Raw genomic sequence first — 23,898 nt, forward strand, 5'->3', positions numbered from 1 at the left:
ACAGCAGCTTAGCGAATTTCGGGGGCTTTTTTTCGTGGCTTCGTGCCCGCTATTTCGCTTCGTCTTTCGCCTCGGGTTCGATCGCGTTTCGTTTGCTCGCCTCGAATGCAGAATCAAACAAGACGCGCGCGGCGCCCAACGGCTAATCTGCGGACCATCCCGGTTTTCTTGCAGGAGTAGTCGATGCAGCGCGGTGTCGCATATGGAGTGATAGCTGGAGCCTTGTGGGGCATGGTTTTTCTGGTCCCGCGGGTGCTGCCGGACTTTTCACCGCTTCTGCTGTCCGCCGGCCGGTACACCATGTACGGCGTCGTCTCGCTGGCAGCGGCGCTGCCAATGGCGCGCTCGCTCGTCAAACGCCTGACTCGGGAGGACCTGGTCGCGCTCGTCAAGCTCGCGCTGGCTGGCAATCTGCTGTATTACCTGCTGCTGACTGCCGCTGTGCATCTGGTCGGCATTGCGCCGGCGTCGCTGATTGTCGGCGTGCTGCCCGTCACGGTGACGCTCATGGGCCGCGGCGACCACGGCGCGGTGCCGCTCTCCCGCCTCGGCTGGCCGCTCGCGATGGTGATGGCCGGCATCGCCTGCATCAATATCGACGTCTTCACGGTCGCCGAAGGCACGCCGGTCAGCGCTCTCACCAAAGTGCTCGGACTCGCCTGCGCGGTCGGGGCGCTCGGCTGCTGGACATGGTTCGCGGTCGAAAACGCTCGCTACCTTCAGCGGCAGACGCGTTTCAGCGGCAACGAGTGGTCCGTGTTGTGGGGCGTGGTGACGGGCATGCTCGGCGCCGCGCTCTGGCTTGCGGCCGCCGCGCTGCCGCCGGGCGGCCCGCAAGGCGAACTTGCGTCAGGCCGCTGGCACAGCTTCTGGATGCTCAACCTCGGTCTCGCGATTGGCGCGTCGTGGCTCGGCAACGGGCTGTGGAACGCGGCGTCGAAGCGGCTGCCCCTCACGCTTTCCGGCCAGTTGATCGTATTCGAAACGCTGTTCGCACTGCTCTACGCGTTCATTTACGACGAACGGCTGCCGCGGCCGCTGGAGATCGCCGCGATCCTGTTACTGGTGGCGGGCGTGTGCTGGTCTGTGCGTCAACATGCGGATGACGATTCCGGGGGCGCCACGCCTATCGGGGAAAAGGCGCACGGCTCGGCGCCCTGAAGTGGGCTGTGTGCCTGCGATCCGGCGCCTACCGCGAATCCCTGTTCTGCCAGCGGCGCCCTTCAATGGAGCCCGCCTTTCGGGTTTTTTCGACGCGGCGTTGGCGAGAAACCTTCGGGTCCACCAGCAGCGGCCGGTAGATCTCGACGCGGTCGTGATCGGCCAGCGCCGTATCGAGTGGCTTGAGCTTGCCGAACACGCCGGCCTTCTGCGTGCTCAGATCGATCTGAGGATAACGCTGCAAGATGCCGCTCGCCTCGATTGCCTGCATGAGTGTGGCGCCCGCGGGCAGTTCGACGTCGATCAGCACCTGCTCGGTGGCGAGCGCATAACAGACCTGAACGGACAGACGTTCGCTCATGCCTTGCCGTAGCGCTGATCGGCGCGCTTCACGAACGATTCGACGAAAGTATTGGCGATGTGATTGAACACCGGCCCAATGATCTTCTCGAGAATGATGTTGGTGAATTCGTAGTGCAGCGCGAATTCGATCTTGCAGGCGTCCGCGCGCAACGGCGTGAAGCGCCAGAAACCGGTGAATTTGCGGAACGGGCCGTCAGCGAACTCCATGTCGATACGCGTGGGCCGCTCCATGTTGTTGCGCGTGGCAAAGTGCTGCTTGATACCCTTGAAGTTGATGTCGATCTTCGCCTCCATGCTGGTGTCGTCCCGATGGCGGACCTCCACTCCTCCGCACCAGGGCAGGAAGTTGGGGTAATCGGCGACGTCGGTGACGAGGTCGAACATCTGTTCCGCCGAATGGCGGATCAACACGGTTTTTTGGACATCTGCCATAAATTGAACAGCGCGCGGCGAGGGTGGACGAGCGTGGCGGGCTTTCCTTGCCCCGCTTTGCTAAAATCGTGATTTTAAACGAGTTGGGCACTTTCCATTCATGAGCATTATCGACAACAGAAAAGCCTTCTACGACTATTCGGTCGAAGAACGCTACGAAGCAGGGCTCGTGCTCGAAGGATGGGAGGTCAAGGCCTTGCGCGCCGGCCGTGGGCAGATCAAGGAAGGTTACGTCGTGATCCGTAACAACGAACTGTTCCTGATCGGCACGCATATCAGCCCGCTGCCCGAGGCCTCGACCCACATCACGCCCGATCCGGTCCGCACGCGCAAACTCCTCCTGCATAGCGAGGAAATCAGCAAACTGATCGGCAAGGTCGAGCAGCGCGGCTATACGCTCGTGCCGCTGAACTTCCATTACAAGGGCGGCCGCGTCAAATGCGAAATCGGTCTCGCCAAGGGCAAGAAGCAGCACGACAAGCGCGAAACCGAGAAAAAGCGCGATTGGGAGCGCGAAAAGGCGCGTCTGATGCGCTCGCCGGGCTGAGCTCTTGCACGGTCTGCGTCGTTCGCTTTACGCGACGCGAAAGAACTATCGCGCGGATATGCCGCATCTTACCCCCGAGGCCGCCGCATCTTTTTTCACCTGATCTAACAAAAATGGCCCGCACTGATGCGGGCCATTGTTTTTGCTATGCCATGATCGGAAGGCGCTCACGGCCGACTCGCCCATGCGTCGCTCGGCCCGCTCAGCGCGCGTCCGCCACACCCTTGCCTTTATTCACGATGGCGAGCGCCGACGCGATCATCGAACTCATGTCCGACAGATTGCCCGGCACGATCAACGTGGTTCCCTGCTTCGCCAGATTGCCGAACGCGTTCACGTATTGCTCGGCGACCTTCAGGTTCACCGCCTCCATGCCGCCGTTCGACTGAATCGCAGCGGCAATCTTCTGAATGGCCTGCGAATTTGCGTCCGCAACGGCAAGAATCGCCGCGGCCTGACCTTGCGCCTGGTTGATCGCCGCCTGCCGCTCGCCTTCCGATTTCTGGATCGCCGCTTCGCGCCCGCCCGATGCGATATTGATCTGCTCCTGCTTGCGCCCTTCGGACGCCGCGATCAGCGCGCGCTTCTCACGCTCGGCGGTGATCTGCGCCTGCATCGCGTGAAGAATTTCCTTTGGCGGCGTCAGATCTTTAATCTCGTAGCGTAAGACCTTGACGCCCCAGTTGGCCGCCGCTTCGTCGAGCGCGGAAACAATGCTGTGATTGATGAAATCGCGCTCCTCGAAAGTCTTGTCGAGTTCGAGCTTGCCGATCACCGAGCGCAGCGTGGTCTGCGATAACTGCGTGATCGCAAACACGAAGTTGCTCGACCCATACGACGCCTTCATCGGATCCGTGACCTGGAAATACAGCACGCCATCTACCTGCAACTGCGTATTGTCGCGCGTGATACAGACCTGGCTCGGCACTTCGAGCGGGATCTCCTTGAGAATGTGCTTGTACGCGATCCGGTCGACGAAAGGAAACACGAAGCTCAAACCCGGCGTCAACGTGCTGTGATAGCGGCCAAGGCGCTCGAGCACCCACGCGTGCTGCTGCGGCACGATCTTGATGGTCTGCGCCGCCAGCACGATCACGATGACCAGGAACACCGCCCCGATGATGGTCGAATCCATATCTGCACTCCCGAACCGTTAGTTGGTTTAATTAATTGCTGCGAGCCTACCGGTCAACGTCAAAGATGCGCCGCATTGGGCCGTGCGTGCTGCGCCGCGGCCACCACGAGGCAACTGCCGCGCAACTCTTTGATCTCGTAAATGCGCGCATCGTCCGGCTCTCCGGGCGCGAGTTCGATATCCCATTCCGCGCCGCGATAGCTCACTCGCGCACGACGCTCGTGCCATGCCGGCACGCTCACCGTCTGACCAATGTCGAGATTGACGTCCGGATTCCTGGACGCCTCCTTGCGCGTTCTGCGGCCGAAACGCGAACGCTTCAGCACGAGCACCGCGGCGAGCGCGACGATCGCGGCGACCGCGAACTGCATGTCTGCTGCAGCGCCCGCGATATGCGCGATGGCCGCAGCGACGCAACCGAGCGCGATCATCAGCAAATAGAAAGTGCCGCTGAGCAACTCCAGCACGACCAGCACACCGGCCCCGACCCACCAGAACAGTCCACCTGGCGCCACGTCGACCTCCACAAAACAAAACACCCCGGATCTACCGGGGTGTTTATAGCACGAAGCGGATGCGGATTACCGGCATCGAACGTGCGGTTGAGCCTGCCTTCGCTATGCCTTCGCTGTGCGTTTGATCCGCCGCGCCTTTCGTCATGCGTGCCGCTTACGACGCGGCACGCGCAACGCTTACTTCGTCGACGTTTTTGCCAGCTGTTGCCAGGTCTCGATGATCGTGTCCGGGTTCAGCGAGATCGACTTGATGCCTTCGTCCGTCAGCCATTGAGCAAAGTCCGGATGATCCGAAGGACCCTGACCGCAGATACCGACGTACTTGTCGAGGCGCAGGCATGTTTCGATCGCGCGCTTGAGCATGAACTTGACCGCCGGGTCGCGCTCGTCGAAATCGACGGCCAGCAACTCCATGCCGGAGTCGCGGTCGAGGCCGAGCGTGAGTTGCGTCAGGTCGTTCGAGCCAATCGAGAAACCGTCGAAGAACTGAAGGAATTCCTCCGCCAGAATCGCGTTCGACGGTACTTCGCACATCATGATGAGACGCAAGCCATTCTCGCCGCGCTTCAGGCCGAACTTTTCGAGCAGCCCGACCACGCGCTCGGCCTGCTTGAGCGTACGCACGAACGGCACCATGATCTCGACGTTGTCGAGGCCCATCTCTTCACGCACCTTCTTCAGCGCGACGCATTCCATCTGGAACGCTTCGGCGAAGTCGTCAGCGATGTAGCGCGACGCGCCGCGGAAGCCCAGCATCGGGTTCTCTTCGTCCGGCTCGTAACGCGAACCGCCGATCAGCTTCTTGTACTCGTTCGACTTGAAGTCCGACAGACGCACGATCACGGGCTTCGGATAGAACGCTGCAGCGATCGTCGCGATACCTTCGGTCAGCTTGTCGACGTAGAACGCGCGCGGCGATGCGTGACCGCGAGCGACGCTTTCCACGGCCTTCTTCAGGTCCTGATCGATGTTCGGATATTCGAGAATCGCCTTCGGGTGAACGCCGATGTTGTTGTTGATGATGAACTCGAGCCGCGCGAGACCCACGCCGGCATTCGGCAGTTGCGAGAAGTCGAAAGCCAGTTGCGGGTTGCCGACGTTCATCATGATCTTCACCGGAATTGGCGGCAGGTCGCCGCGCTGCACTTCGGTGATTTCGGTTTCGAGCAGACCGTCGTAGATCTTGCCTTCGTCGCCTTCAGCACACGAGACGGTGACGAGCGAGCCCTCCTTCAGCACGTCGGTCGCGTCGCCGCAGCCCACCACGGCCGGCACGCCCAGTTCGCGCGCGATGATCGCCGCGTGGCAGGTGCGCCCACCCCGGTTCGTAACGATCGCGGATGCGCGCTTCATCACCGGCTCCCAGTTCGGGTCGGTCATGTCGGCGACCAGCACGTCGCCCGGCTGCACACGGTCCATTTCCGACGGATCGTGAATCACGCGCACCGGACCCGCGCCGATCTTCTGGCCGATCGCCCGGCCGGTGGCCAGCACGTTCGATTGTCCCTTCAGCTTGAAGCGCTGCTCCGCCTTGCCGGTCGCCTGGCTCTTCACCGTTTCGGGACGTGCCTGCAGGATAAAGATCTTGCCGTCGCGGCCGTCTTTGCCCCACTCGATGTCCATCGGACGCTCGTAATGCTTTTCGATGATGACCGCGTACTTGGCGAGCTCGATCACGTCTTCGTCGGTAATCGAGAAGCGGTTGCGCTGTTCGTGCGGCACGTCGACAGTCTTCACGCGGCCTTCTTCGCCGGCCTTCGTGAATTCCATCTTGATCAGCTTAGAGCCGATCGAACGGCGGATGATCGGATATTTGCCTTGCGCGAGCGTGGTCTTGTAGACGTAGAACTCGTCCGGATTTACCGCGCCTTGCACGACGGTTTCGCCCAGACCATAGCTCGACGTGATGAAGACCGCGTCTTTGAAGCCGGACTCGGTATCGAGCGTGAACATCACGCCGGCCGCGCCGACGTCCGAGCGCACCATGCGCTGCACACCAGCCGACAACGCGACTTCAGCGTGCGTGAAGCCCTTGTGTACGCGATAGGAAATAGCGCGGTCGTTGTACAGCGACGCGAACACGTGCTTCATGCGATCGAGCACTTCTTCGATGCCGACCACGTTGAGGTAGCTTTCCTGCTGACCCGCGAACGATGCGTCCGGCAAGTCTTCCGCCGTTGCCGACGAACGCACGGCAAAGGAAAGCTCTTCAGGCGAGCTGTTTTGCAAGGTCTCGAAACCTGCGCGAATGTCAGCCTCGAGTTGCGGCTGCAACGGCGCTTCGACGATCCATTGACGGATCTCCTTGCCCGCTTCGGCGAGCGCCTTCACGTCGTCGACGTCGAGCGTCTCGAGACGTTTGGCGATGCGTTCGGTCAGGTTGTTGTGATGCAGGAAGTCGCGGAAAGCCAGCGCCGTCGTGGCGAAACCGGTCGGCACGCGCACGCCTGCTTCAGCGAGCTGACTGATCATCTCGCCTAGCGACGCGTTCTTGCCGCCGACAATCTCCACATCGGTCATCCGCAACTGCTCGAACGGAACTACATATGCCCTATCCTTTGCGACGGTAACTGCGTTAGTCATACAAGCCCCTAAGTGTGAAAGAAATTCACGGCTGTGCAAGTGGGCTCGAACGCGAGACGCCCATTGGAAGCGTGACCTCGCGTCTTGCACAACCTGTTGGAGAAGCAATCGCTTACGGCGCTTGCGTACGGCGCCGATGCAATGCGCTTGTGCAGTGCATCACGCCGGCAACGAAGCCAACGAAGGCGACGAAGAGCGCGAATGCCCGGATTTAGCGATCGATGCGCCGCTTTCCGTGACGTTTGAGGTCCGATAGCGGGGCGTTGAACGACCGTTCGCGGCGAGTTAGGCGCCAATCGCCTGCAATTGCTTATCCAACAGGTTGCCGCTATTCTACCGTGCCGACTCTCGAAATGTGACTGTCGGACGAGAATTGCGCCTCCAACCGCGCCCGGACCGCCTGCGCTGCTCTTTCAATACTCTTCGAAGAGTCTGCAGGTGCGTCCCGGCGCAGTAGCGGTGCCCACGGCGCGTTGTTTGACGCCGCTGCTTTGCGGTCAGCCACCGCGCAGCGAAATCAACGCAGCGATGTTCCATTCGAGCGCTTTTTGCCGCTCACGTTCCCTGCCCCACTGATGCCGCCCACCGTATTCATCGTCTCCGACGGTACCGGGATCACTGCCGAAACCTTCGCGCATTCGATCCTCTCCCAGTTCGACCAGAAATTTCGCCTGGTTCGTGTGCCTTTCGTCGATTCGACGGAAAAGGCGTACGCCACGCTCGAAAAGATCAACGAAGCGATCCAGCAGGACGGCCGCCGTCCGATCGTGTTCACGACGCTTGTAGACAGCGCCTCGAATCAGATCGTCAAGGGCTCGAATGCGCTCGTGCTGGACATGTTCCAGACGTTCGTCGAGCCGCTGGAACAGGAACTGGAACTGAAGTCGAGCCACGCGATGGGGCGCGGCCACCAGAATGCAGACACCGAGGAATACAAGAACCGGATCGAGGCGATCAACTTCTCGCTTGCGCACGACGACGGCCAGTCGAACCGCAATCTCGCCGATGCGGACGTGATACTGGTTGGCGTGTCGCGCAGCGGCAAAACGCCGACAAGCCTGTATCTGGCCATGCAGTACGGCGTGAAAGCGGCCAACTATCCGCTGATTCCGGAAGATTTCGAGCGAGGCAAATTGCCTACGCCGTTATTGGCGCATCGGCAGAAAATGTTTGGATTGTCGATCGATCCTCAGCGGTTATCGGAGATCCGTAACGAGCGCCGGCCGGGCAGCAAATACGCCGCGCCGGAGAATTGCCGTTACGAGATCAACGAAGCCGAGGCGATGATGCGTCGCGAAGGGATCAAGTGGCTGTCGTCCACGCACAAGTCGATCGAAGAGATCGCGACCACGATCCTGCAGGAGATCAAGCTGGATCGTCCGTCTTATTGAGCACGGAAACGCGCAGACGAACGCGCATCGCTGTGCATGTTCGCGGCGCGCTGTTGTCTGCATTGCTCGAAGACGCATACAGCGGCCGCGGCCGCGACATTGAGCGACTCCATGCCGCCGGGCTGCGGAATCGTCACCCGCAATGAGACGGCCTCACGCCAAATTTGCGATACGCCGGCTCCTTCGTTGCCGAAGACCCACGCAAGTTGTCCGCTCAGGTCACAGTCGTAGATCGCCGCCGCGCCGTGCGAGTCGGTGATCACGACAGGCACCGCGAGGCGATCTATCAACGTCTGGGCTTCGACGTCTTCGTGAATCCGCAGCACGAAGTGTGCGCCCATGCCGGAGCGCAACACCTTGGATGACCACGCGTAGGCGGTACCCGGCGCACAGAACACGTGCTGGATACCCGCCGCGGCTGCGCTGCGCAAGATCGAGCCGACGTTGCCTGCGTCCTGCACGCCGTCGAGCACGACGCATGTCTGCGCGACCGTCTCCGGCAGGGGCATGGCGAGCTTTTCCACGAGCAGCAGAATCCCGACGCCGTGCACAACATTCGACAATTGTCCGAACAGCGCGTCCGGCAACGTGACGATGCGCTGTTCGTCGATGCGCGAAACGATCGCCTGAGCTTCGTCGTGACGCAGTGCGCCGTCGGTGACGACGCACATTTCCGGCTGTCCGGCCACATCGAGATAAGCGCTCGAGAGATGGAAACCTTCCAGCAGCGCATGGCCGCTTCGGCGCTGTTGATGCGTCGAACCGGCGAGCGCCTTCAGGCGTTTATAGAGCGGATTGTCCCGCGAGGTGATGGCTTTCACAGGCAGCGAAGACGGTGAGGGTAAGGAAAAAGGTTAGCGGGGGCAAAGCATTACGCTGGATGCAATCCCGCACCGGATGTGGATCGAGCCGCCCGCCAAATCCGCGCGATATTCACGCGCCGCTGTGTTCGCCGAACGCGTCGCGGTCGAGCATTGCGTCGTCCAGCATGCCGTTCGCCAGCATATCCGGCACGACGATGACTTCGCCCGCGGGCAGCGGCACGCCAGTGCCGAATCGCAAATGCGCCTCGCGCACGGGCGCGAACGAGCGCCGGTGATGTTCGCAGGGACCGTGCTCCCGCAACGCCGCGAGGTGTTGCGGCGTGCCGTAGCCCGCATGCGCATTGAAGCCGTACAGGGGATACGTCTGGTGCAATTCCAGCAGCATCCGGTCACGCGTAACCTTGGCAAGAATCGACGCCGCCGAAATGCTTTTCACGAGCGCGTCGCCACCAATCACGGCTTCGCTACGTACGCTCAATGTGGGGCAGCGATTACCGTCGATCTTGACCAGCGTGGGCGTGACGGACAGCCCTTCCACCGCGCGCTTCATCGCCAGCATGGTTGCATGGAGGATGTTTAGCGAATCGATTTCTTCGACGGTTGCCGATGCAATGCAGTATGCAAGCGCGCGGTCGACGATCTTGTCGTACAGCTCGTCACGCTTTTTGGCGCTCAGCGCTTTGGAATCGTCGAGGCCGCGAATCATCGGCTTCGACGGATCGAAAATCACCGCCGCAGCCACGACCGGACCGGCCAGCGGTCCGCGCCCTGCTTCGTCGACGCCGCAAACAATGTCGTCGGGCGTCTCGAAGTTCAAGCCGACCTGCCTCCCGGCCGATCCCGCCGCGCCTGCGACGGCCGCGGTCTTGCGGCGTGGCGCGGGTGCGTCGGTGCGTCCGCTGGTGCGTCCGCTGGTGCGTCCGCTGGTACGTCCGTTCGTCACGGCCGCGCCTTGCGTTTTTCGACAACGCTCGCGACGACTTCCGCCGCACGCTGCGCAGTGTTCTGCTTCAGCACGTGGTGCATCTCCGTAAAGATTTCCGTCAGCGTGCGCCGGTTGGCTTCATCGCGCAACTGTTTCAGCGTGGCTTCGGCCAGCGCCTGCGGTGTCGCGAAATGCTGGAGAATTTCCGGTACCACGAAGCGCCCCGCCAGAATGTTCGGCAAACCGACATACGGCAGATAGCCCTGCCGGCGCATGATCTGGCCGGTCAGCCAAGGCACCTTGTACGAGATGACCATCGGCTTTTTCAGCAGCGCCGCCTCGAGCGTGACGGTGCCGCTTTTCACGAGGATCGCGTCGGCGGCCGTCATGGCGAGTTGCGACTGGCCGTCGGTGATGGTCAGCGCGAGGCCGGGGTGCGAGTCGACCAGCGGGCGCAGCATCTCTCGCAGCGCGGGCGTCGCCGCCGGCATCACGAAGCGAAGACCGGGCTCCTGATGCTGCATCATTTCCATCGCCGCGAAGAACGTCGGCCCGATCAGGTCGATCTCCGAGCGGCGGCTACCCGGCAGCACCGCGATGACAGGACCGCTTTCCGCGATACCGAGCGTCCGGCGCGCGCCGAGCGTGTCGGGTTCGAGCGGAATTTCGTCGGCAAGCGGATGACCCACGTATGAAGCCGCGACGCCCGCTTTTTCAAGCAGCGCTGTTTCGAACGGGAACACGCACAGCATATGGTCGACGGCCTTCGCGATCTTTTTGATGCGCCCGCCGCGCCACGCCCAGATCGACGGGCACACGAAGTGAATCGTCGGAATGCCCGCCTCGCGCAACGGATGCTCGAGCCCGAAGTTGAAGTCAGGCGCGTCGACGCCCACGAACACCGCGGGCGGCTCGGCCAGCAGTTGGCGCTTCAGGTCGTTGCGAACACGCAGGATTTCGGGAATGTGCCGCAGCGCTTCGACATAGCCGCGCACGGACAGCTTTTCCATTGGCCAGTGCGCGTCGAAACCGGTGGCGATCATGCGCGGGCCGCCGATTCCGTAATAGTGCGTGGCGGCGGGCAGGCGGCTCGCGAGGCCGTTCAGCAGCGACGACGCCAGCAGGTCGCCGGACGGCTCGCCGGCCACCATCGCGATGCGTAGCGGACTGGGTTGCAATGCCATCGCTTAGCGGATGATGCCGCGCTGCGACGCTTCGACAAATGCCAGCAGCGTTCGCACCGGCTCATCGCCGTCGCCGCCGGCCGACGCCAGTTCACGCAACTGCACTTTCGCTTCTTCGAGCGACAGGCTGTTCTTGTACAGCAGGCGGTACGCGGAGCGCAGCGCCGAAATTGCGTCCGGCGAGAAACCGCGGCGACGCAGACCTTCGACGTTGATGCCGTGCGGCTCGGCCTTGTTGCCGGCCGCGATCACGAACGGCGGAATGTCCTGCACGAGCGCGGAAGCGCCGCCCAACATGGAATGAGCGCCGATGCGCACGAACTGATGCACGCCCGACATGCCCCCGACGATCGCATGGTCGCCGATCGTCACGTGGCCCGCCATTTGTGCGTTGCTCGACAGAATCACGTTGTTGCCGACGTGGCAGTCGTGCCCGATGTGCACGTACGCCATGATCCAGTTGTCGTCGCCGAGCGTAGTCACGCCCGCGTCCTGCACCGTGCCGGTGTGGATCGTGGTGAACTCGCGGATCGTGTTGCGGTTGCCGATTTCGAGCCGGGTGGGCTCGTCTTTGTACTTCATGTCCTGCGGACGGCCGCCGACCGATGCGTAGTGGCCGATCCGGTTGTCTTCGCCGATCGTGGTGTGGCCTTCGACCACGCTATGCGAACCGACGGTGGTCCGGGCGCCGATCGTCACATGGGCGCCGATCACCGCATACGGTCCGACTTCGACGGATTCGTCGAGTTGAGCGCCCGGTTCGACGATCGCAGTGGGATGAATCCTGCTCATGCGTCCTCGCTTCTGATTCTGTTGCGTTGTCTGGATGGGCTGGGTCGCGCCGGCTGCGTCATGAGGCGCCGGGTGCCCGAACATTGACTCAGGCGTCCTTGTCGGTGTGACGCACCGCGCACATCAGGTCTGCTTCCGCCGCCACCGCGCCGTCCACTTCGGCACGCGCCTTGAACTTCCAGATGCCGCGCATATGCCGCTCGAACGTGCAGTTCAGGATGAGCTGATCGCCAGGCTCCACTACGCGCTTGAAGCGCGCGTTGTCGATACCGACGAACAGGTACAGCGTGTTCGACGGGTCGCTTGGCTCTTCCGAGAACGTGAGGAGCGCCGCCGTTTGTGCGAGCGCTTCGAGGATCAGCACGCCAGGCATGACGGGACGCGTCGGGAAGTGCCCCTGGAAATACGGCTCATTGATCGACACGTTCTTCAACGCTTTGATGCTCTTGTGCGGCTCGAGTTCGAGCACCCGGTCGACCAGCAGGATCGGGTAACGATGTGGCAGCAGCGTGAGAATCTTATGAATGTCGAGATTGATTTTTTCGGTGCTCATGGTGTTTCTGCTCACGCATTGACTGCGCGATGATGACTGCGGATGCTGGTGCAGGTGGGTTGGTAACGCGTGCTGCCGGCGCTCGCCGTGACCTGATTGCCGTGCCACCGGGTCACGGCAACCGTCTTCGCTTCCTGATATTCGCCCGCCATTTTACGCGGTACTGGCGGGCCGCCCGGAAATCTAGCTTTTGTCGCTCTGTGAATTGACCGTCGCGCCCGATGCCAAAGATGCTGGCGTGTTGGCCGGCTTCGCGTCCGGCCGGTCAGCCGAGGCAGTTTCCAGCGCCTTGATACGGTCGCGGAGCTTGTCGATATTGCGCAGCAAAGCCGCACTTTTGTTCCAGTCAGCGTGGTTCACGGCCGGGAATGCGCTCGTGTACATGCCGGGCTTGAGCAGCGACTTCGACACGCCGGACTTTGCAGTGACGATGACATAATCGGCGAGCGTCACGTGCCCGGCAATCCCGACCGCGCCGCCGATCATGCAATGACGGCCGATCGTGGTGCTGCCCGCAATTCCCGCGCAACCGGCGATTACCGTGTAGGCGCCGACCTTGCAGTTGTGGCCGATCTGCACGAGGTTGTCGATCTTCACGCACTCTTCAATGATCGTATCGGCCATTGCGCCACGATCGATCGTGGTGTTCGCGCCGATTTCGACATCCGCTGCAATCGATACGCCGCCAACTTGCGGAATTTTCACCCAGCTACCGGTACGCGCTTCGCCCTCGCCGACGAAATCGGGCGCGAATCCGAACCCGTCGGAGCCGATCACCGCGCCCGCGTGCACGATCACGCGCTCGGCGAGCTTGCAGCCGTGATACACGGCCACATTCGGATACAGATGCGAACCTGCGCCGATGCGCGTACCGCGGCCAATGACGACATTCGCGTCGAGCCGCACGTTTTCGCCGATGACGGCGCCGGCTTCGACCGTAACGTGCGGTCCGATCACCGCGCTCGCGGCGATCTGCGCAGACGGGTCGATCGTCGCGCTCGGATGAATACCGGGCGCGACTTTTGGCGTAGCGAGGTCGATGAAGGTTTGCGCGACGCGCGCGAAGTAAGCGTAAGGATTCGGCGTGACGATGAAGTTACGGGCGCTGCGGGACGTGAGCTTCGCCAGGTCGTCGGCATTGATCAGCACGGCGCCAGCCTGGGTCGTTTCCACTTGCGACAGGTACTTGGGGTTGGCGAGGAACGCCAGCTGGTCCGGACCTGCCTGGTCGAGCGGCGCAAGGCTGCCGACGCGCTGCGAACCGTCTCCTACTACTTCACCGCCGAACCGCTGGACGATGTCCTCGAGCGTAAATGCCATGCCTGTCCTGTCTCCTGCTGTTCAGTGCGTCTTGTCTGAGTCGCCGGTGAGAGCCCCGCCCCGGCTCGCCTTTCGCTGTTCAAGCGCGGCGGCGTACTTCGGTTAGCGTAAAGCTGATCTGCAGCTCACCAGACGGCGCGCGTCGTGCGCGGCGTTTGCATTCAACGCCCCGGCCGAGGCCGCCCTTCAACCGCTGTTTGCAACGCTCCGGCCTGTGCTCTCAGTTGCCCGAGGCCGCGAGAGCCTTAAGCACCTGATCCGTGATGTCGATGCGCGGGCTCACATACACCGCTTCCTGAACGATCAGGTCGTAATGCTGCGCCTCGGCGATCTGCTTGATCACCTTGTTCGCGCGGTCCAGCACCGCCGCCAGTTCCTCATTGCGGCGCTGGTTCAGGTCCTCGCGAAACTCGCGTTGCTTGCGCTGAAAGTCCGTGTCGAGTTGTGACAGATCGCGCTGCTTTTGCGCGCGATCCGCCGACGACATCGACGCACCGCTCTTGTCGAGCGAATCGGACATCGACTTCAGCTTCTGGGCCATGTCCGCGAGATCCTTGTCGCGCTTCGCGAACTCGGCCTCGAGCTTGACCTGGGCCGCCTTTGCCGCAGCCGATTCCCGCAGAATCCGGTCCGAATTCACCGCGGCAATCCTGGCTTCCTGCGCGTGCGCTACGCCGACGCCCAGCGTCATTACCAGCGCCAGCGCGCAAGCCACACGTTTCGAAAACATACCGGTTAGCAAAGTGATCCTCTCGATACTGTTGTTTGGCGAGCTGTCCGCAACGCGGATCAGAACGCCGTTCCGATCTGGAACTGAAACTTCTGATACTGGTCGCCCGTATGCTTGGTAAGCGGGAAGCCCAGGCTCAGCTTGAGCGGTCCGATCGGCGAAATCCATGCGAGGCCGACACCGTAGCCATAACGCAGACCGTTTGCGCCATTCGACGTGGCGGCAGTGCTCGCGTCCGCCCACACGTTACCCGCGTCCAGGAACGTGAATACGCGCAGGGTTCGATCATAGCCGGTGCCCGGCAACGGGAACGTCAACTCGATATTGCCGACGAGCAGCTTCGAGCCGCCGATCGGGTCGCCCGTGCTAGCGTCGCGAGGGCCAAGCGAACTCGGCTCGTAGCCGCGGACTGAACCGATACCGCCCGCGTAGTAGTTCTTGAAAATCGGGTACGGCTTGCCGCCCATGCCCTTGCCGTAGCCGCCCTGGAAGTTGAAACCCAGCACGAAGCCGCGCGAAAACGAGTAATAGTACTGCGCGTTGATGTCGGCCTTGTAATACTGGGTGCCGCCGATCGGCGTGCCGTATTCGGCGTTTGCCTGCGTGAAGTAGCCACGGCTCGGCACCAGCGCGCTATCGCGCGCATCGCGCGACCAGCCGACAGTAAGCGGTACGTTGTTCGACACGCGGCCAAAGTCCTGAACGTATTGCTTATACGACGCAGGCGTGTTCGCGTCGACGTCCAACTGGTTCTGCTCGAGACCCGCGCCGAAGTACACCGTATCCACTTCGGAGAACGGAATACCGAACTTCAGGTCGCCACCAATCGTAACGATCTTGAAGCTCGAATCGGTCGAGTAGTACAGCGGCTGATAGGTACGGTAATAGACGTCGGTAATACGCTTGATGCCGTCGACCGTGAAGTACGGATCGACCTGCGTAACCGTCAACGTCCGGTAGGTTTTCGCGGTATTGACGTTCACCGCGAGGCTCGTGCCCGAGCCGAACACGTTGTCTTGCGAGACGCCGGCCGACAGCACCACCTTGTCGGTCGACGAAAAGCCCGCGCCCAGCGTGATCGCGCCCGTCGGCTTTTCAGCGACCTTGACGTCCACATCGACCTGGTCAGGCGTGCCTTCCACAGGAATGGTGGTCACGTCGACGTCGGTGAAATAGCCGAGACGGTTGATACGGTCTTTCGACAGTGCGAGGCGGTTCGAGTCGAACCACGAGCTTTCGAGCTGACGCATTTCGCGACGCACCACTTCGTCGCGCGTGCGTGTATTTCCGACCACATTGATACGGCGCACATAAACGCGGCGGCTCGGGTCCACCTGCAGCGTCAGGTCGACCTTGTGATTCGACTGGTCGATCTGCGGCTGCGCGTTGACGGTCGCGAACGCGTAACCATATTCGCCCAGTTTGTCGACGATCGACTTCGTGGTGGCCTGCAGCTTTTCGGCCGAAAAGCGATCGCCCGCTTTGATCTTGATGAGCTTGGCGAGTTCCGGCTCGCGGTCGAGCAGATTGCCGGCCAGCTTGATGCTCGAGATCGTGTACGGCTCGCCTTCATGCAGCGTGACCGTCAGATACATGTCCTTCTTGTCCGGCGTGATCGACACCTGTGTCGACTCGATATTGAACTCGAGGTAGCCGCGGTTCAGGTAATACGAGCGGACATTTTCGAGGTCGCCGGTGAGCTTGTCTTTCGCGTACAGGTCGTTCTTCGTGTACCACGAGAACCAGTTCGGCGTGGACAGCTGCATTTCGTCGCGCAACGTGCCCGTGCTGAACGCCTTGTTGCCGATGAAGTTGATCTGGCGAATCTTGGCGCTCGGCCCTTCGGCCACCGAGAACAGCACCGAGACGCGATTGCGGTCGATCGGCGTGATCGTGGTCGTGACCTCGGCTGCATAGTAGCCGCGCGTCAGGTACTGACGCTTCAGTTCCTGTTCGGCCTTGTCGACGAGTGCCTTGTCGTAGTAACGGCCTTGCGACAACCCCACGGCGCGCAGCGCCTTGGTCAGGTTTTCCTTGTCGAATTCGTGAATGCCCGCGAAGTCGATCGTGCCAATGGCCGGACGCTCCAGCACTTGCACGATGACCACATTGCCTTCGGTCGCGATCTTGACGTCGTTGAAGAAGCCCGTTGCGTACAGTGCGCGAATGGCTTCCGATGCCTTGTCGTCGCTGAACGTGTCGCCCTGCTTGATAGGCAGATAGGCGAACACGGTACCAGGTTCGACGCGTTGCAATCCCTCGATCCGGATGTCTTGCACCACGAAGGGCGTGGTTGCGTGGGCGACCAGCCCATGCGCGGCGAATGCCGCGGTTATAACCGTCTTCGGAACAAAGCGATGAGGTTTAAACAACGTGCTTCCCCAGTGTGTATAGCTGCATCAGGTCGGACGGTCGCCATTGTTAGCGCCGCCGGACACTTTAAAAGTGGATTAAACGAGCGAGATCGTTGAACAGTGCAATCGCCGACAAAGCGACGATGCAGGCGAGACCCGCCCTCTGAAAAACGAGTTGCCAGCGATCGGAGACAACTTTACCGGTCACAGCTTCAACCAAATAATATAACAGATGACCCCCGTCCAATACCGGAATTGGTAGCAGGTTCAGTACACCGAGGCTAATACTGACGAGGGCCAGGAACGACAGGAATGCAGAAGGACCGAGACGTGCGCTCTTTCCTGCGTAATCGGCGATCGTCACCGGACCCGACAGATTTTTCAGCGAAGCGTCGCCGACGATCATGCGGCCGAACATCCGCACCGAATAAACCGCCAGGTCCCACGTGCGGCGCGCGCCCAGTTGAAGGCTTTCGAAAGGTCCATAGCGCACGTTGATCGACGGCACCTGGGTCGCCAGTTCGGCCCCGATGCGGCCGACCTGCTGTCCCGTTGCCGAGTCGCGCTGTGCCTGCGGAACAATGGTGATGTCTTCAAGCTTGCCCTGCGCCTCGCCCTGCGTTTGATCCTGCACTTTGCCGCCGGCCGCGCGCTCCACTTGCAGCGTCAAAGGCTTGCCGGCGTGCGATTTTACATACGCGATGAAGGCCGTGGCGTTGTCGGTTGCCATGCCGTTGATCGCGCGCAAACGGTCGCCTGGAACAAGCCCGGCTTTCTGCGCCGCGCTGCCCGGCTGCACACCCGCAACGGTCAGCTTGCCGCCGCCGGGCTCGAAGCCGAGCCGCGACATGAAGTCGTCGTCTACGTCCTTTTCACCGACACCGCGCAGATCGAGTTGGAAGTCCGACGTGCCGCCCGGGCCTTTCGCGCTCAGCACGACACGCTTGTGATCGAAAGCCGCGCCTAGCAACTTCCAGCGCAAGTCCGACCAGGACCGCACCGGCTCCGAGTCGGCAGCGTTCTCCGTGCGCACCGCCACCACCGTCTCGCCACCTTCGAACCCGGCGACGGCAGCCGCCGTGTTCGGCGCGGGCACGGCCAGAATGGCCGCAGGCTCTGTGACGCCGGTGGCGAACACGAGGCCGAACAGCACGACGGCCAGCAGAAAATTGGCGACCGGCCCGGCCGCCACGATCGCGATACGCCGCCACACCGACTGCCGGTTGAACGCATGCGGCAACGCTTCGGCAGGAATCGGCGCGCTGCCGGTCTCACGCTCGTCGAGCATCTTCACATAGCCGCCGAGCGGCAGCGCGGCCACGGTCCACTCGGTGCCGCTCTTAGGACTGACCCACTGGAAGAGCGGCTTGCCGAAGCCGATCGAAAAGCGCAGCACCTTGACGCCGCACAGCCGCGCCACGCTGTAATGCCCATATTCGTGGACGACCACGAGCACGCCAATCGCAACCGCGAAGGCGAGCACTTCGATCAGCAGATTCATAAGCGCCTCACTGGACGGCGCGTTCCGTGCGGCGGGCGGCGTCAGGCAGACGCGCGATGAATTCGGCAGCGGCGCGACGCGCTGCGGCGTCTGCTTCGATCACGTCTTCGAGCGCGTGCGCGCTGCCGTTCGGCAACCCGTTGAGCACCGAGTCGACCACTTGCGCGATCGCCATGAAACCGATCTGGCGCGACAGGAACGCTTCAACAGCAATTTCGTTAGCGGCGTTGAGCGCCGCACTGGCGAGGCCGCCTTCGGCAAGTGCCTTCATCGCGAGAGCCAGACAGGGGAAACGCGCGTAGTCCGGTTTTTCGAACGACAGCGACGCGATTTCCGCGAGGTCCAGTTGCGCGACGCCCGAATCGACACGATCCGGAAAGGCGAGCGCATGAGCGATGGGCGTACGCATGTCCGGGTTGCCGAGTTGCGCGAGCACCGAGCCGTCGGCATACGAAACCAGCGAATGGATCACGCTTTGCGGATGGATCAGCACGTCGATGCGCTCGCCCGGCAAGCCGAACAGCCAATGAGCCTCGATCACTTCGAGGCCTTTGTTCATCATCGTGGCGGAGTCGACCGAAATCTTGCGGCCCATGACCCAGTTAGGGTGCTTGCAGGCTTCTTCGGGCGTGACGCCAGCAAGCGTGGCCGGTTCGCGCGTACGGAACGGGCCGCCCGACGCGGTCAGAATGATCTTGGACACGCCGCCATGCAGCGCGGCTTCGCGCGGCAAGCACTGGAAAATAGCGTTGTGTTCGCTGTCGACCGGCAGCAGAACCGCGCCGTTGTCGTGGACCGCGTCCATGAAGATCGCGCCCGACATGACCAGCGCTTCCTTGTTGGCAAGCAGAATCCGTTTGCCGGCGCGCGCGGCGGCGAGGCTCGGCGCGAGGCCCGCCGCGCCCACGATGGCCGCCACGACCGTGTCGCAGCCACTGGACTTCGACACGTCGACGAGCGCCTGAGCGCCATAAGTCACTTCGGTCTTGCAGCCCGCCTCGCGCAACTTGGCCGCGACGCGCGCTGCCGTGTCGGCGTCGCCGACCACCGCGACTTCCGGCCGAAAACGCAGGCATTGCTCGACGAGTTTGTCGCCGTTGCGGTGTGCGGTGAGCGCATAAACCGAAAAACGCTCCGGATGACGCGCGACGACGTCGAGCGTGCTGTCTCCAATCGAGCCCGTGGAACCGAGCAATGTCAGACGTTTTTGCATATCTCTTTCTCTAGCCGAGCAGCAGCATGGCAAGCGGCAGCACCGGCAACAATGCGTCGATGCGGTCGAGCACGCCACCGTGCCCCGGCAACAGGCCGCTCGAATCTTTCACGCCGGCCTGGCGCTTCATCATGGATTCAAAAAGGTCGCCTACCACGCTGAACACCACCAGCAGGGTCAGCGCAAGCAGCGCACGCAGGGCGCCCCAATGCGCCCACAAGCCGGAATACAGGGTCGGCTCGAACGCATGCAGAACGACCGCCGCCAGCGCGACAATCATGACGACGAGCCAGCCGCCGATCGCGCCCTCCCACGTCTTGCCCGGGCTGATGGCGGGCGCGAGCTTGTGCTTGCCGAACGCCTTCCCCGAGAAGTATGCGCCGATATCGGCGAGCCATACCAATAGCAGCAGCGACAGCACGAACGGCACACCCTGCATGCGCGCGGCGACGAGAGCATGCCAGCACGCGACGAATATCACAATCCCGGCAAGAAACAGGAAGTTACGCCACGCGCCCTGCGCGAGCGTCGGTTTGCGCAGCAGCACGAATGGGCCGGCGATCACCCAGAAAATGGCGGCCGCTTTGTAAAACGGCCGTGCATCGTCGACGCCGATGCCGAGACGCGTGCTGGCCACTAGCGCTACTGCGGCGACCAGCGCGTAAATGACGGGGCCCGCGCCGCCCAGCTTGAGCAGGCGCGCCCACTCCCATGCAGCGAACACGACGACGAACGCAATCAGTGCGCCGAACGCGCCGACCGGCGCGAACAACGTGACGGGCAGGAACACCGCCAGGAGGACGACCGCCGTGATGACACGGGTTTTTAGCATGGAAGCGAATCGACGTTTTGCGATTGCGGCTCGAGTTGAGCACTGGTGCGGCCGAAACGGCGCTCGCGCTCCGCATAAGACGCGATTGCGTGGCCGAGGGCGTCGGCGTCGAAATCCGGCCAGAAGATGTCGGTGAAGTAGAACTCGGTGTAAGCGAGCTGCCACAGCAGGAAATTGCTGACGCGCCGCTCGCCGCCCGTGCGGATGAACAGATCGGGCTCGGGCGCATATGCCATGGACAGATGTTCTGCGAACGATTCCTCGTTCACCTCGACCGCCTTGCCCGCCAGCGCCGACTGCTCGGCCAGCTTGCGGGTGGCCTGCATGATGTCCCAGCGACCGCCGTAATTGGCTGCGATGGTCAGCGTGAGGCGGGTATTGCGCGCGGTCTTGGTCTCGGCGCGCTTGATCAGATCGCGGATGCGCGTATCGAAACGTTCGAGATCGCCGACCACCCGCAAACGGATGCCGTTCGCGTGGAGCTTGCCGATCTCGCGCTCGAGCGCGGTGACGAACAGGCGCATGAGGAACGACACTTCCTCGTTCGGCCGGCGCCAGTTTTCTGAACTGAAGGCAAACAGCGTCAGATATTCGACGCCCTGACGGGCGCACGCCTCGACGGCTGCACGCACAGCGTCGACGCCGCGCGTATGACCGGCCACGCGCGGCAAGCGGCGTTGGGTGGCCCAACGGCCATTGCCGTCCATGATGATCGCGATGTGTCGCGGCACCGCGGCGACATCAGGCACGCGCACGGTTGAACTGGTGTAGGTCATGGCCGTCGGGACAATAACTGCAAATGAAGAAGTGCAAACCTTGGATTTGGTGAGTCCTCCCAGACCTGGCGCTGCATGACCAACATTTAGCGCCAGCCCCTGAAGGGGCAGGAAAACCCGTGCCGGCTCCGTGTCTGGACGGAGCCGAGCAGCATCACACCGTCATGATCTCTGCTTCTTTGGTCACGACGAGCTTGTCGATTTCAGCGACGAATTTGTCCGTCAGCTTCTGAATGTCGTCACCTGCACGGCGCTCGTCGTCTTCCGAAATTTCTTTGTCTTTCACGAGCTTCTTCAGTTGCTCGTTAGCGTCGCGGCGCAAATTGCGGACAGCGATCTTGGCCGTTTCGGCTTCGCTCTTGACCACTTTCGTCAGCTCGCGGCGGCGTTCTTCGGTCAGCGCGGGCATCGGTACGCGAATCACATCGCCCTGCGTGGCCGGGTTCAGACCGAGGTCCGACTCGCGGATCGCCTTTTCGACGACCTGGACCATCTTCTTTTCCCACGGCTGAACGCCGATCGTGCGTGCGTCGATCAGCGTCAGGTTCGCAACCTGAGAAATAGGCACCGGCGAGCCGTAGTAGTCGCACTGGATGTGATCGAGCAGGCCCGTGTGCGCACGACCCGTACGGATTTTCGACAGATCGTTCTTGAACGCGTCGATGGAACGCTGCATCTTTTGCTCAGCGCCCTTCCTGATATCAGCCACAGACATTTTTAAACCTCCGAACCTTCAAAACTGTGCGAGCCGGCCAGCACGCGCGATATGCGGCGGCCCGGGCCCGCGTCGAAGCCCACGTTATGTGAACGAGAGTTTACACGTGGACGAGGGTGCCCTCGTCCTCGCCGAGCACGATACGCTTGAGCGCGCCCGGTTTGACGATCGAAAACACGCGGATCGGCAGCTTCTGGTCGCGGCACAGCGCGAACGCGGTGGCGTCCATGACCTGCAGATTGCGGCCGATTGCCTCGTCGAAGCTGATCGTCGTGTAGCGCGTCGCGCTCGGATCTTTCTTCGGGTCGGCGGAGTAGACGCCGTCCACTTTGGTGGCTTTCAGCACGACTTCAGCGCCGATTTCCGAGCCGCGCAGCGCAGCGGCCGTGTCGGTCGTGAAGAACGGGTTGCCGGTTCCGGCCGCGAAAATCACGACTTTACCTTCTTCGAGCTGGCGAATCGCGCGCGGGCGGATATACGGCTCGACCACCTGGTCCATACGCAGCGCGGACTGCACACGCGCTTCGATGCCTGCATGCCGCATGGCGTCCTGCAGTGCCAGCGCGTTCATCATGGTGGCCAGCATGCCCATGTAGTCGGCCGTGGCGCGGTCCATGCCGGCCGCGCCGCCTGCTACGCCGCGAAAAATGTTGCCGCCGCCGATCACCACGGCCAACTGCGTTCCGAGACGGACCACTTCGGCCACGTCCGCCACCATTCGTTCGATGGTCGCGCGATTGATGCCAAAGGCATCGTCGCCCATCAGAGCTTCACCGGAGAGTTTGAGCAGAACGCGTTTGTAGGCAGTGGGCATAGGGGTATCCAGATCGCGCAGAACAGGGCAACAACAAGGGACTAATGTAGGGGTGAAATGCTGATTCGGGCAAGCGCCGCCAAATTGATCAACACGTGAGGCTCGTCAATGGCGGCTGCACAGCGGGGGTCGACCCGCGCGCAGCCTTGTGGCGCTGCCGACCGCGGCACAGTCTTGCTCTGCCGCGGGGACAACGGTACTAGCTGAAGCTTAGGTGAAGCTTATTGTTGCTTTGCAGCAGCCACTTGAGCGGCGACTTCAGCAGCGAAGTCATCCTGCTTCTTCTCGATGCCTTCGCCGACCACGAACAGCGCGAACTTCTGGACGCTCGCGTTGCCAGCCTTCAGCATCTGTTCGATCGTCTGCTTGTCGTTCTTAACGAACGTCTGGTTCAGCAGCGACACTTCCTTCAGGTACTTCTGCACGCTGCCGTCGACCATCTTCGTGACGATTTCAGCCGGCTTGCCCGATTCCGCGGCCTTCTGCTCAGCGATGCTGCGTTCCTTGGCGATCAGATCCGCCGGCACGTCGTCCGACGACAGCGAGACCGGCTTCATGGCGGCGATGTGCATAGCGACGTCCTTGCCGACCTGCTCGTCTGCGCCCGTGTACTCGACCAGCACGCCGATGCGCGTGCCGTGCAGATACGCAGCCAGCTTGTTCGACGTCTCGAAACGCACGAAACGGCGGATCGACAGGTTTTCACCGATCTTGCCGACCAGCGCGAGACGCACTGCATCGACCGTCTGGCCGTCGAGCGGCAAAGCGGACAGCGCGGCGACGTCAGCCGGGTTTTGCGTTGCGACCAGCTCGGCGATCTTCTTCGAGAAAGCGAGGAAGTCGTCGTTCTTCGAAACGAAGTCGGTTTCGCAGTTCAGTTCGACCAGCGAACCCGCATTGCCGCCAATGAACGAGGCAACCACGCCTTCAGCCGTGACGCGCGATGCAGCCTTGCTCGCCTTGTTGCCCAGCTTCACGCGCAGCAGCTCTTCAGCGCGCGCCATGTCGCCGTCGGCTTCCGTCAGCGCTTTTTTGCATTCCATCATCGGCGCGTCGGTCTTTGCGCGCAGTTCTGCAACCATGCTTGCGGTAATTGCCGCCATCATTTGCTCCTTGAGTTCGATCTGTCACACGCCGCCCGGACTTCGATACCGGCGGCAAGAATTCGTTTCAGCGTTATGCGCGTTTTTTACGGATAACGCGTCGGACACAGCCCCAGCCGGAGACAGCGCCCCACT

Annotated in this window: 23 protein-coding genes; 3 read left to right on the plus strand and 20 right to left on the minus strand. The window is 62.1% G+C overall.

Translation table 11 applies throughout. The annotated features are described in order from the left end of the window. Nucleotides 1–183 precede the first annotated feature (183 nt). Entirely contained in the window at nucleotides 184–1,161 is a 978-nt protein-coding gene (locus BCA01S_RS00850; protein ID WP_027775312.1) for a DMT family transporter, read from the plus strand. Between the two features lie 28 nt (nucleotides 1,162–1,189). Here the strand turns inward: BCA01S_RS00850 and BCA01S_RS00855 are convergent, their stop codons facing one another. Then, on the minus strand, nucleotides 1,190–1,522 hold the full coding sequence (locus tag BCA01S_RS00855; RefSeq protein WP_027775313.1) for an RnfH family protein: 333 nt from the start codon (nucleotides 1,520–1,522) through the stop codon (nucleotides 1,190–1,192). Beyond that, nucleotides 1,519–1,956, minus strand: a complete 438-nt coding sequence (locus BCA01S_RS00860; protein WP_027775314.1) for a type II toxin-antitoxin system RatA family toxin — start codon at nucleotides 1,954–1,956, stop codon at nucleotides 1,519–1,521. The genes BCA01S_RS00855 and BCA01S_RS00860 overlap by 4 nt, the downstream gene beginning before the upstream one ends. Nucleotides 1,957–2,056: 100 nt before the next feature. Between BCA01S_RS00860 and smpB the strand changes: the two genes are divergently transcribed. Next, nucleotides 2,057–2,503: an SsrA-binding protein SmpB gene (gene smpB / locus BCA01S_RS00865; protein ID WP_020065648.1), complete on the plus strand. Its 447-nt coding sequence runs from the start codon at nucleotides 2,057–2,059 to the stop codon at nucleotides 2,501–2,503. Between the two features lie 202 nt (nucleotides 2,504–2,705). Here smpB and BCA01S_RS00870 read toward each other — a convergent pair whose 3' ends face one another. From BCA01S_RS00870 to ppsA, 3 genes are all read right to left on the minus strand, one after another. Continuing rightward, nucleotides 2,706–3,638 carry an SPFH domain-containing protein gene (locus BCA01S_RS00870; RefSeq protein WP_020065647.1) on the minus strand — a complete coding sequence of 311 codons (933 nt, stop codon included), beginning with the start codon at nucleotides 3,636–3,638 and terminating at the stop codon, nucleotides 2,706–2,708. Between the two features lie 59 nt (nucleotides 3,639–3,697). Then, a complete protein-coding gene (locus BCA01S_RS00875; RefSeq protein ID WP_027775315.1) occupies nucleotides 3,698–4,153 on the minus strand; it encodes an NfeD family protein in 456 nt (151 codons plus the stop codon). Nucleotides 4,154–4,330: 177 nt separating this feature from the next. Then, a complete protein-coding gene (gene ppsA, locus BCA01S_RS00885) occupies nucleotides 4,331–6,736 on the minus strand; it encodes a phosphoenolpyruvate synthase (RefSeq protein WP_027775316.1) in 2,406 nt (801 codons plus the stop codon). 575 nt (nucleotides 6,737–7,311) lie between these two features. Between ppsA and ppsR the strand changes: the two genes are divergently transcribed. Further along, nucleotides 7,312–8,127 (plus strand): posphoenolpyruvate synthetase regulatory kinase/phosphorylase PpsR, encoded by an 816-nt coding sequence (ppsR, locus tag BCA01S_RS00895; RefSeq protein ID WP_013338896.1) that lies wholly within the window; start codon nucleotides 7,312–7,314, stop codon nucleotides 8,125–8,127. On the opposite strand, the gene BCA01S_RS00900 is transcribed toward ppsR, so the two are convergent. The 15 genes from BCA01S_RS00900 to tsf form a co-directional block, all read right to left on the minus strand. After that, on the minus strand, nucleotides 8,121–8,948 hold the full coding sequence (locus BCA01S_RS00900; protein WP_027775317.1) for a TrmH family RNA methyltransferase: 828 nt from the start codon (nucleotides 8,946–8,948) through the stop codon (nucleotides 8,121–8,123). The two genes, ppsR and BCA01S_RS00900, sit on opposite strands and share 7 nt — an antisense overlap. A 112-nt stretch (nucleotides 8,949–9,060) precedes the next feature. Then, a complete protein-coding gene (rnhB, locus tag BCA01S_RS00905) occupies nucleotides 9,061–9,894 on the minus strand; it encodes a ribonuclease HII (protein WP_027775318.1) in 834 nt (277 codons plus the stop codon). Next, on the minus strand, nucleotides 9,891–11,060 hold the full coding sequence (gene lpxB / locus BCA01S_RS00910) for a lipid-A-disaccharide synthase (protein ID WP_027775319.1): 1,170 nt from the start codon (nucleotides 11,058–11,060) through the stop codon (nucleotides 9,891–9,893). The genes rnhB and lpxB overlap by 4 nt, the downstream gene beginning before the upstream one ends. A 3-nt stretch (nucleotides 11,061–11,063) precedes the next feature. Beyond that, nucleotides 11,064–11,852 carry an acyl-ACP--UDP-N-acetylglucosamine O-acyltransferase gene (lpxA, locus tag BCA01S_RS00915; protein ID WP_027775320.1) on the minus strand — a complete coding sequence of 263 codons (789 nt, stop codon included), beginning with the start codon at nucleotides 11,850–11,852 and terminating at the stop codon, nucleotides 11,064–11,066. Nucleotides 11,853–11,940: 88 nt separating this feature from the next. Then, a complete protein-coding gene (gene fabZ / locus BCA01S_RS00920) occupies nucleotides 11,941–12,405 on the minus strand; it encodes a 3-hydroxyacyl-ACP dehydratase FabZ (RefSeq protein ID WP_020065638.1) in 465 nt (154 codons plus the stop codon). Between the two features lie 183 nt (nucleotides 12,406–12,588). Beyond that, nucleotides 12,589–13,725, minus strand: coding sequence for a UDP-3-O-(3-hydroxymyristoyl)glucosamine N-acyltransferase (gene lpxD / locus BCA01S_RS00930; RefSeq protein WP_027775321.1), 1,137 nt, complete (start codon nucleotides 13,723–13,725; stop codon nucleotides 12,589–12,591). Between the two features lie 220 nt (nucleotides 13,726–13,945). Further along, nucleotides 13,946–14,467 (minus strand): OmpH/Skp family outer membrane protein, encoded by a 522-nt coding sequence (locus BCA01S_RS00935; protein WP_027775322.1) that lies wholly within the window; start codon nucleotides 14,465–14,467, stop codon nucleotides 13,946–13,948. Between the two features lie 47 nt (nucleotides 14,468–14,514). Next, nucleotides 14,515–16,827, minus strand: coding sequence for an outer membrane protein assembly factor BamA (gene bamA / locus BCA01S_RS00940; protein WP_027775323.1), 2,313 nt, complete (start codon nucleotides 16,825–16,827; stop codon nucleotides 14,515–14,517). Between the two features lie 67 nt (nucleotides 16,828–16,894). Next, a complete protein-coding gene (gene rseP / locus BCA01S_RS00945) occupies nucleotides 16,895–18,310 on the minus strand; it encodes an RIP metalloprotease RseP (RefSeq protein ID WP_027775324.1) in 1,416 nt (471 codons plus the stop codon). Between the two features lie 7 nt (nucleotides 18,311–18,317). Further along, nucleotides 18,318–19,523: a 1-deoxy-D-xylulose-5-phosphate reductoisomerase gene (locus BCA01S_RS00950; protein ID WP_027775325.1), complete on the minus strand. Its 1,206-nt coding sequence runs from the start codon at nucleotides 19,521–19,523 to the stop codon at nucleotides 18,318–18,320. 10 nt (nucleotides 19,524–19,533) lie between these two features. Then, nucleotides 19,534–20,355, minus strand: coding sequence for a phosphatidate cytidylyltransferase (locus BCA01S_RS00955; protein ID WP_027775326.1), 822 nt, complete (start codon nucleotides 20,353–20,355; stop codon nucleotides 19,534–19,536). Beyond that, the gene (gene uppS / locus BCA01S_RS00960) at nucleotides 20,349–21,131 is read right to left on the minus strand and encodes a polyprenyl diphosphate synthase (protein ID WP_027775327.1); all 783 of its coding nucleotides are present in this window, start codon (nucleotides 21,129–21,131) and stop codon (nucleotides 20,349–20,351) included. The genes BCA01S_RS00955 and uppS overlap by 7 nt, the downstream gene beginning before the upstream one ends. 154 nt (nucleotides 21,132–21,285) lie before the next feature. Continuing rightward, a complete protein-coding gene (gene frr / locus BCA01S_RS00965; RefSeq protein ID WP_027775328.1) occupies nucleotides 21,286–21,846 on the minus strand; it encodes a ribosome recycling factor in 561 nt (186 codons plus the stop codon). 100 nt (nucleotides 21,847–21,946) lie between these two features. Further along, nucleotides 21,947–22,660 (minus strand): UMP kinase, encoded by a 714-nt coding sequence (gene pyrH, locus BCA01S_RS00970; protein WP_006048674.1) that lies wholly within the window; start codon nucleotides 22,658–22,660, stop codon nucleotides 21,947–21,949. Nucleotides 22,661–22,881: 221 nt separating this feature from the next. Beyond that, nucleotides 22,882–23,763, minus strand: coding sequence for a translation elongation factor Ts (gene tsf, locus BCA01S_RS00975; RefSeq protein ID WP_027775329.1), 882 nt, complete (start codon nucleotides 23,761–23,763; stop codon nucleotides 22,882–22,884). Between the last annotated feature and the right edge of the window lie 135 nt (nucleotides 23,764–23,898).

This window comes from Paraburkholderia caledonica NBRC 102488 (assembly GCF_000685095.1).
GTDB lineage: Bacteria > Pseudomonadota > Gammaproteobacteria > Burkholderiales > Burkholderiaceae > Paraburkholderia > Paraburkholderia caledonica.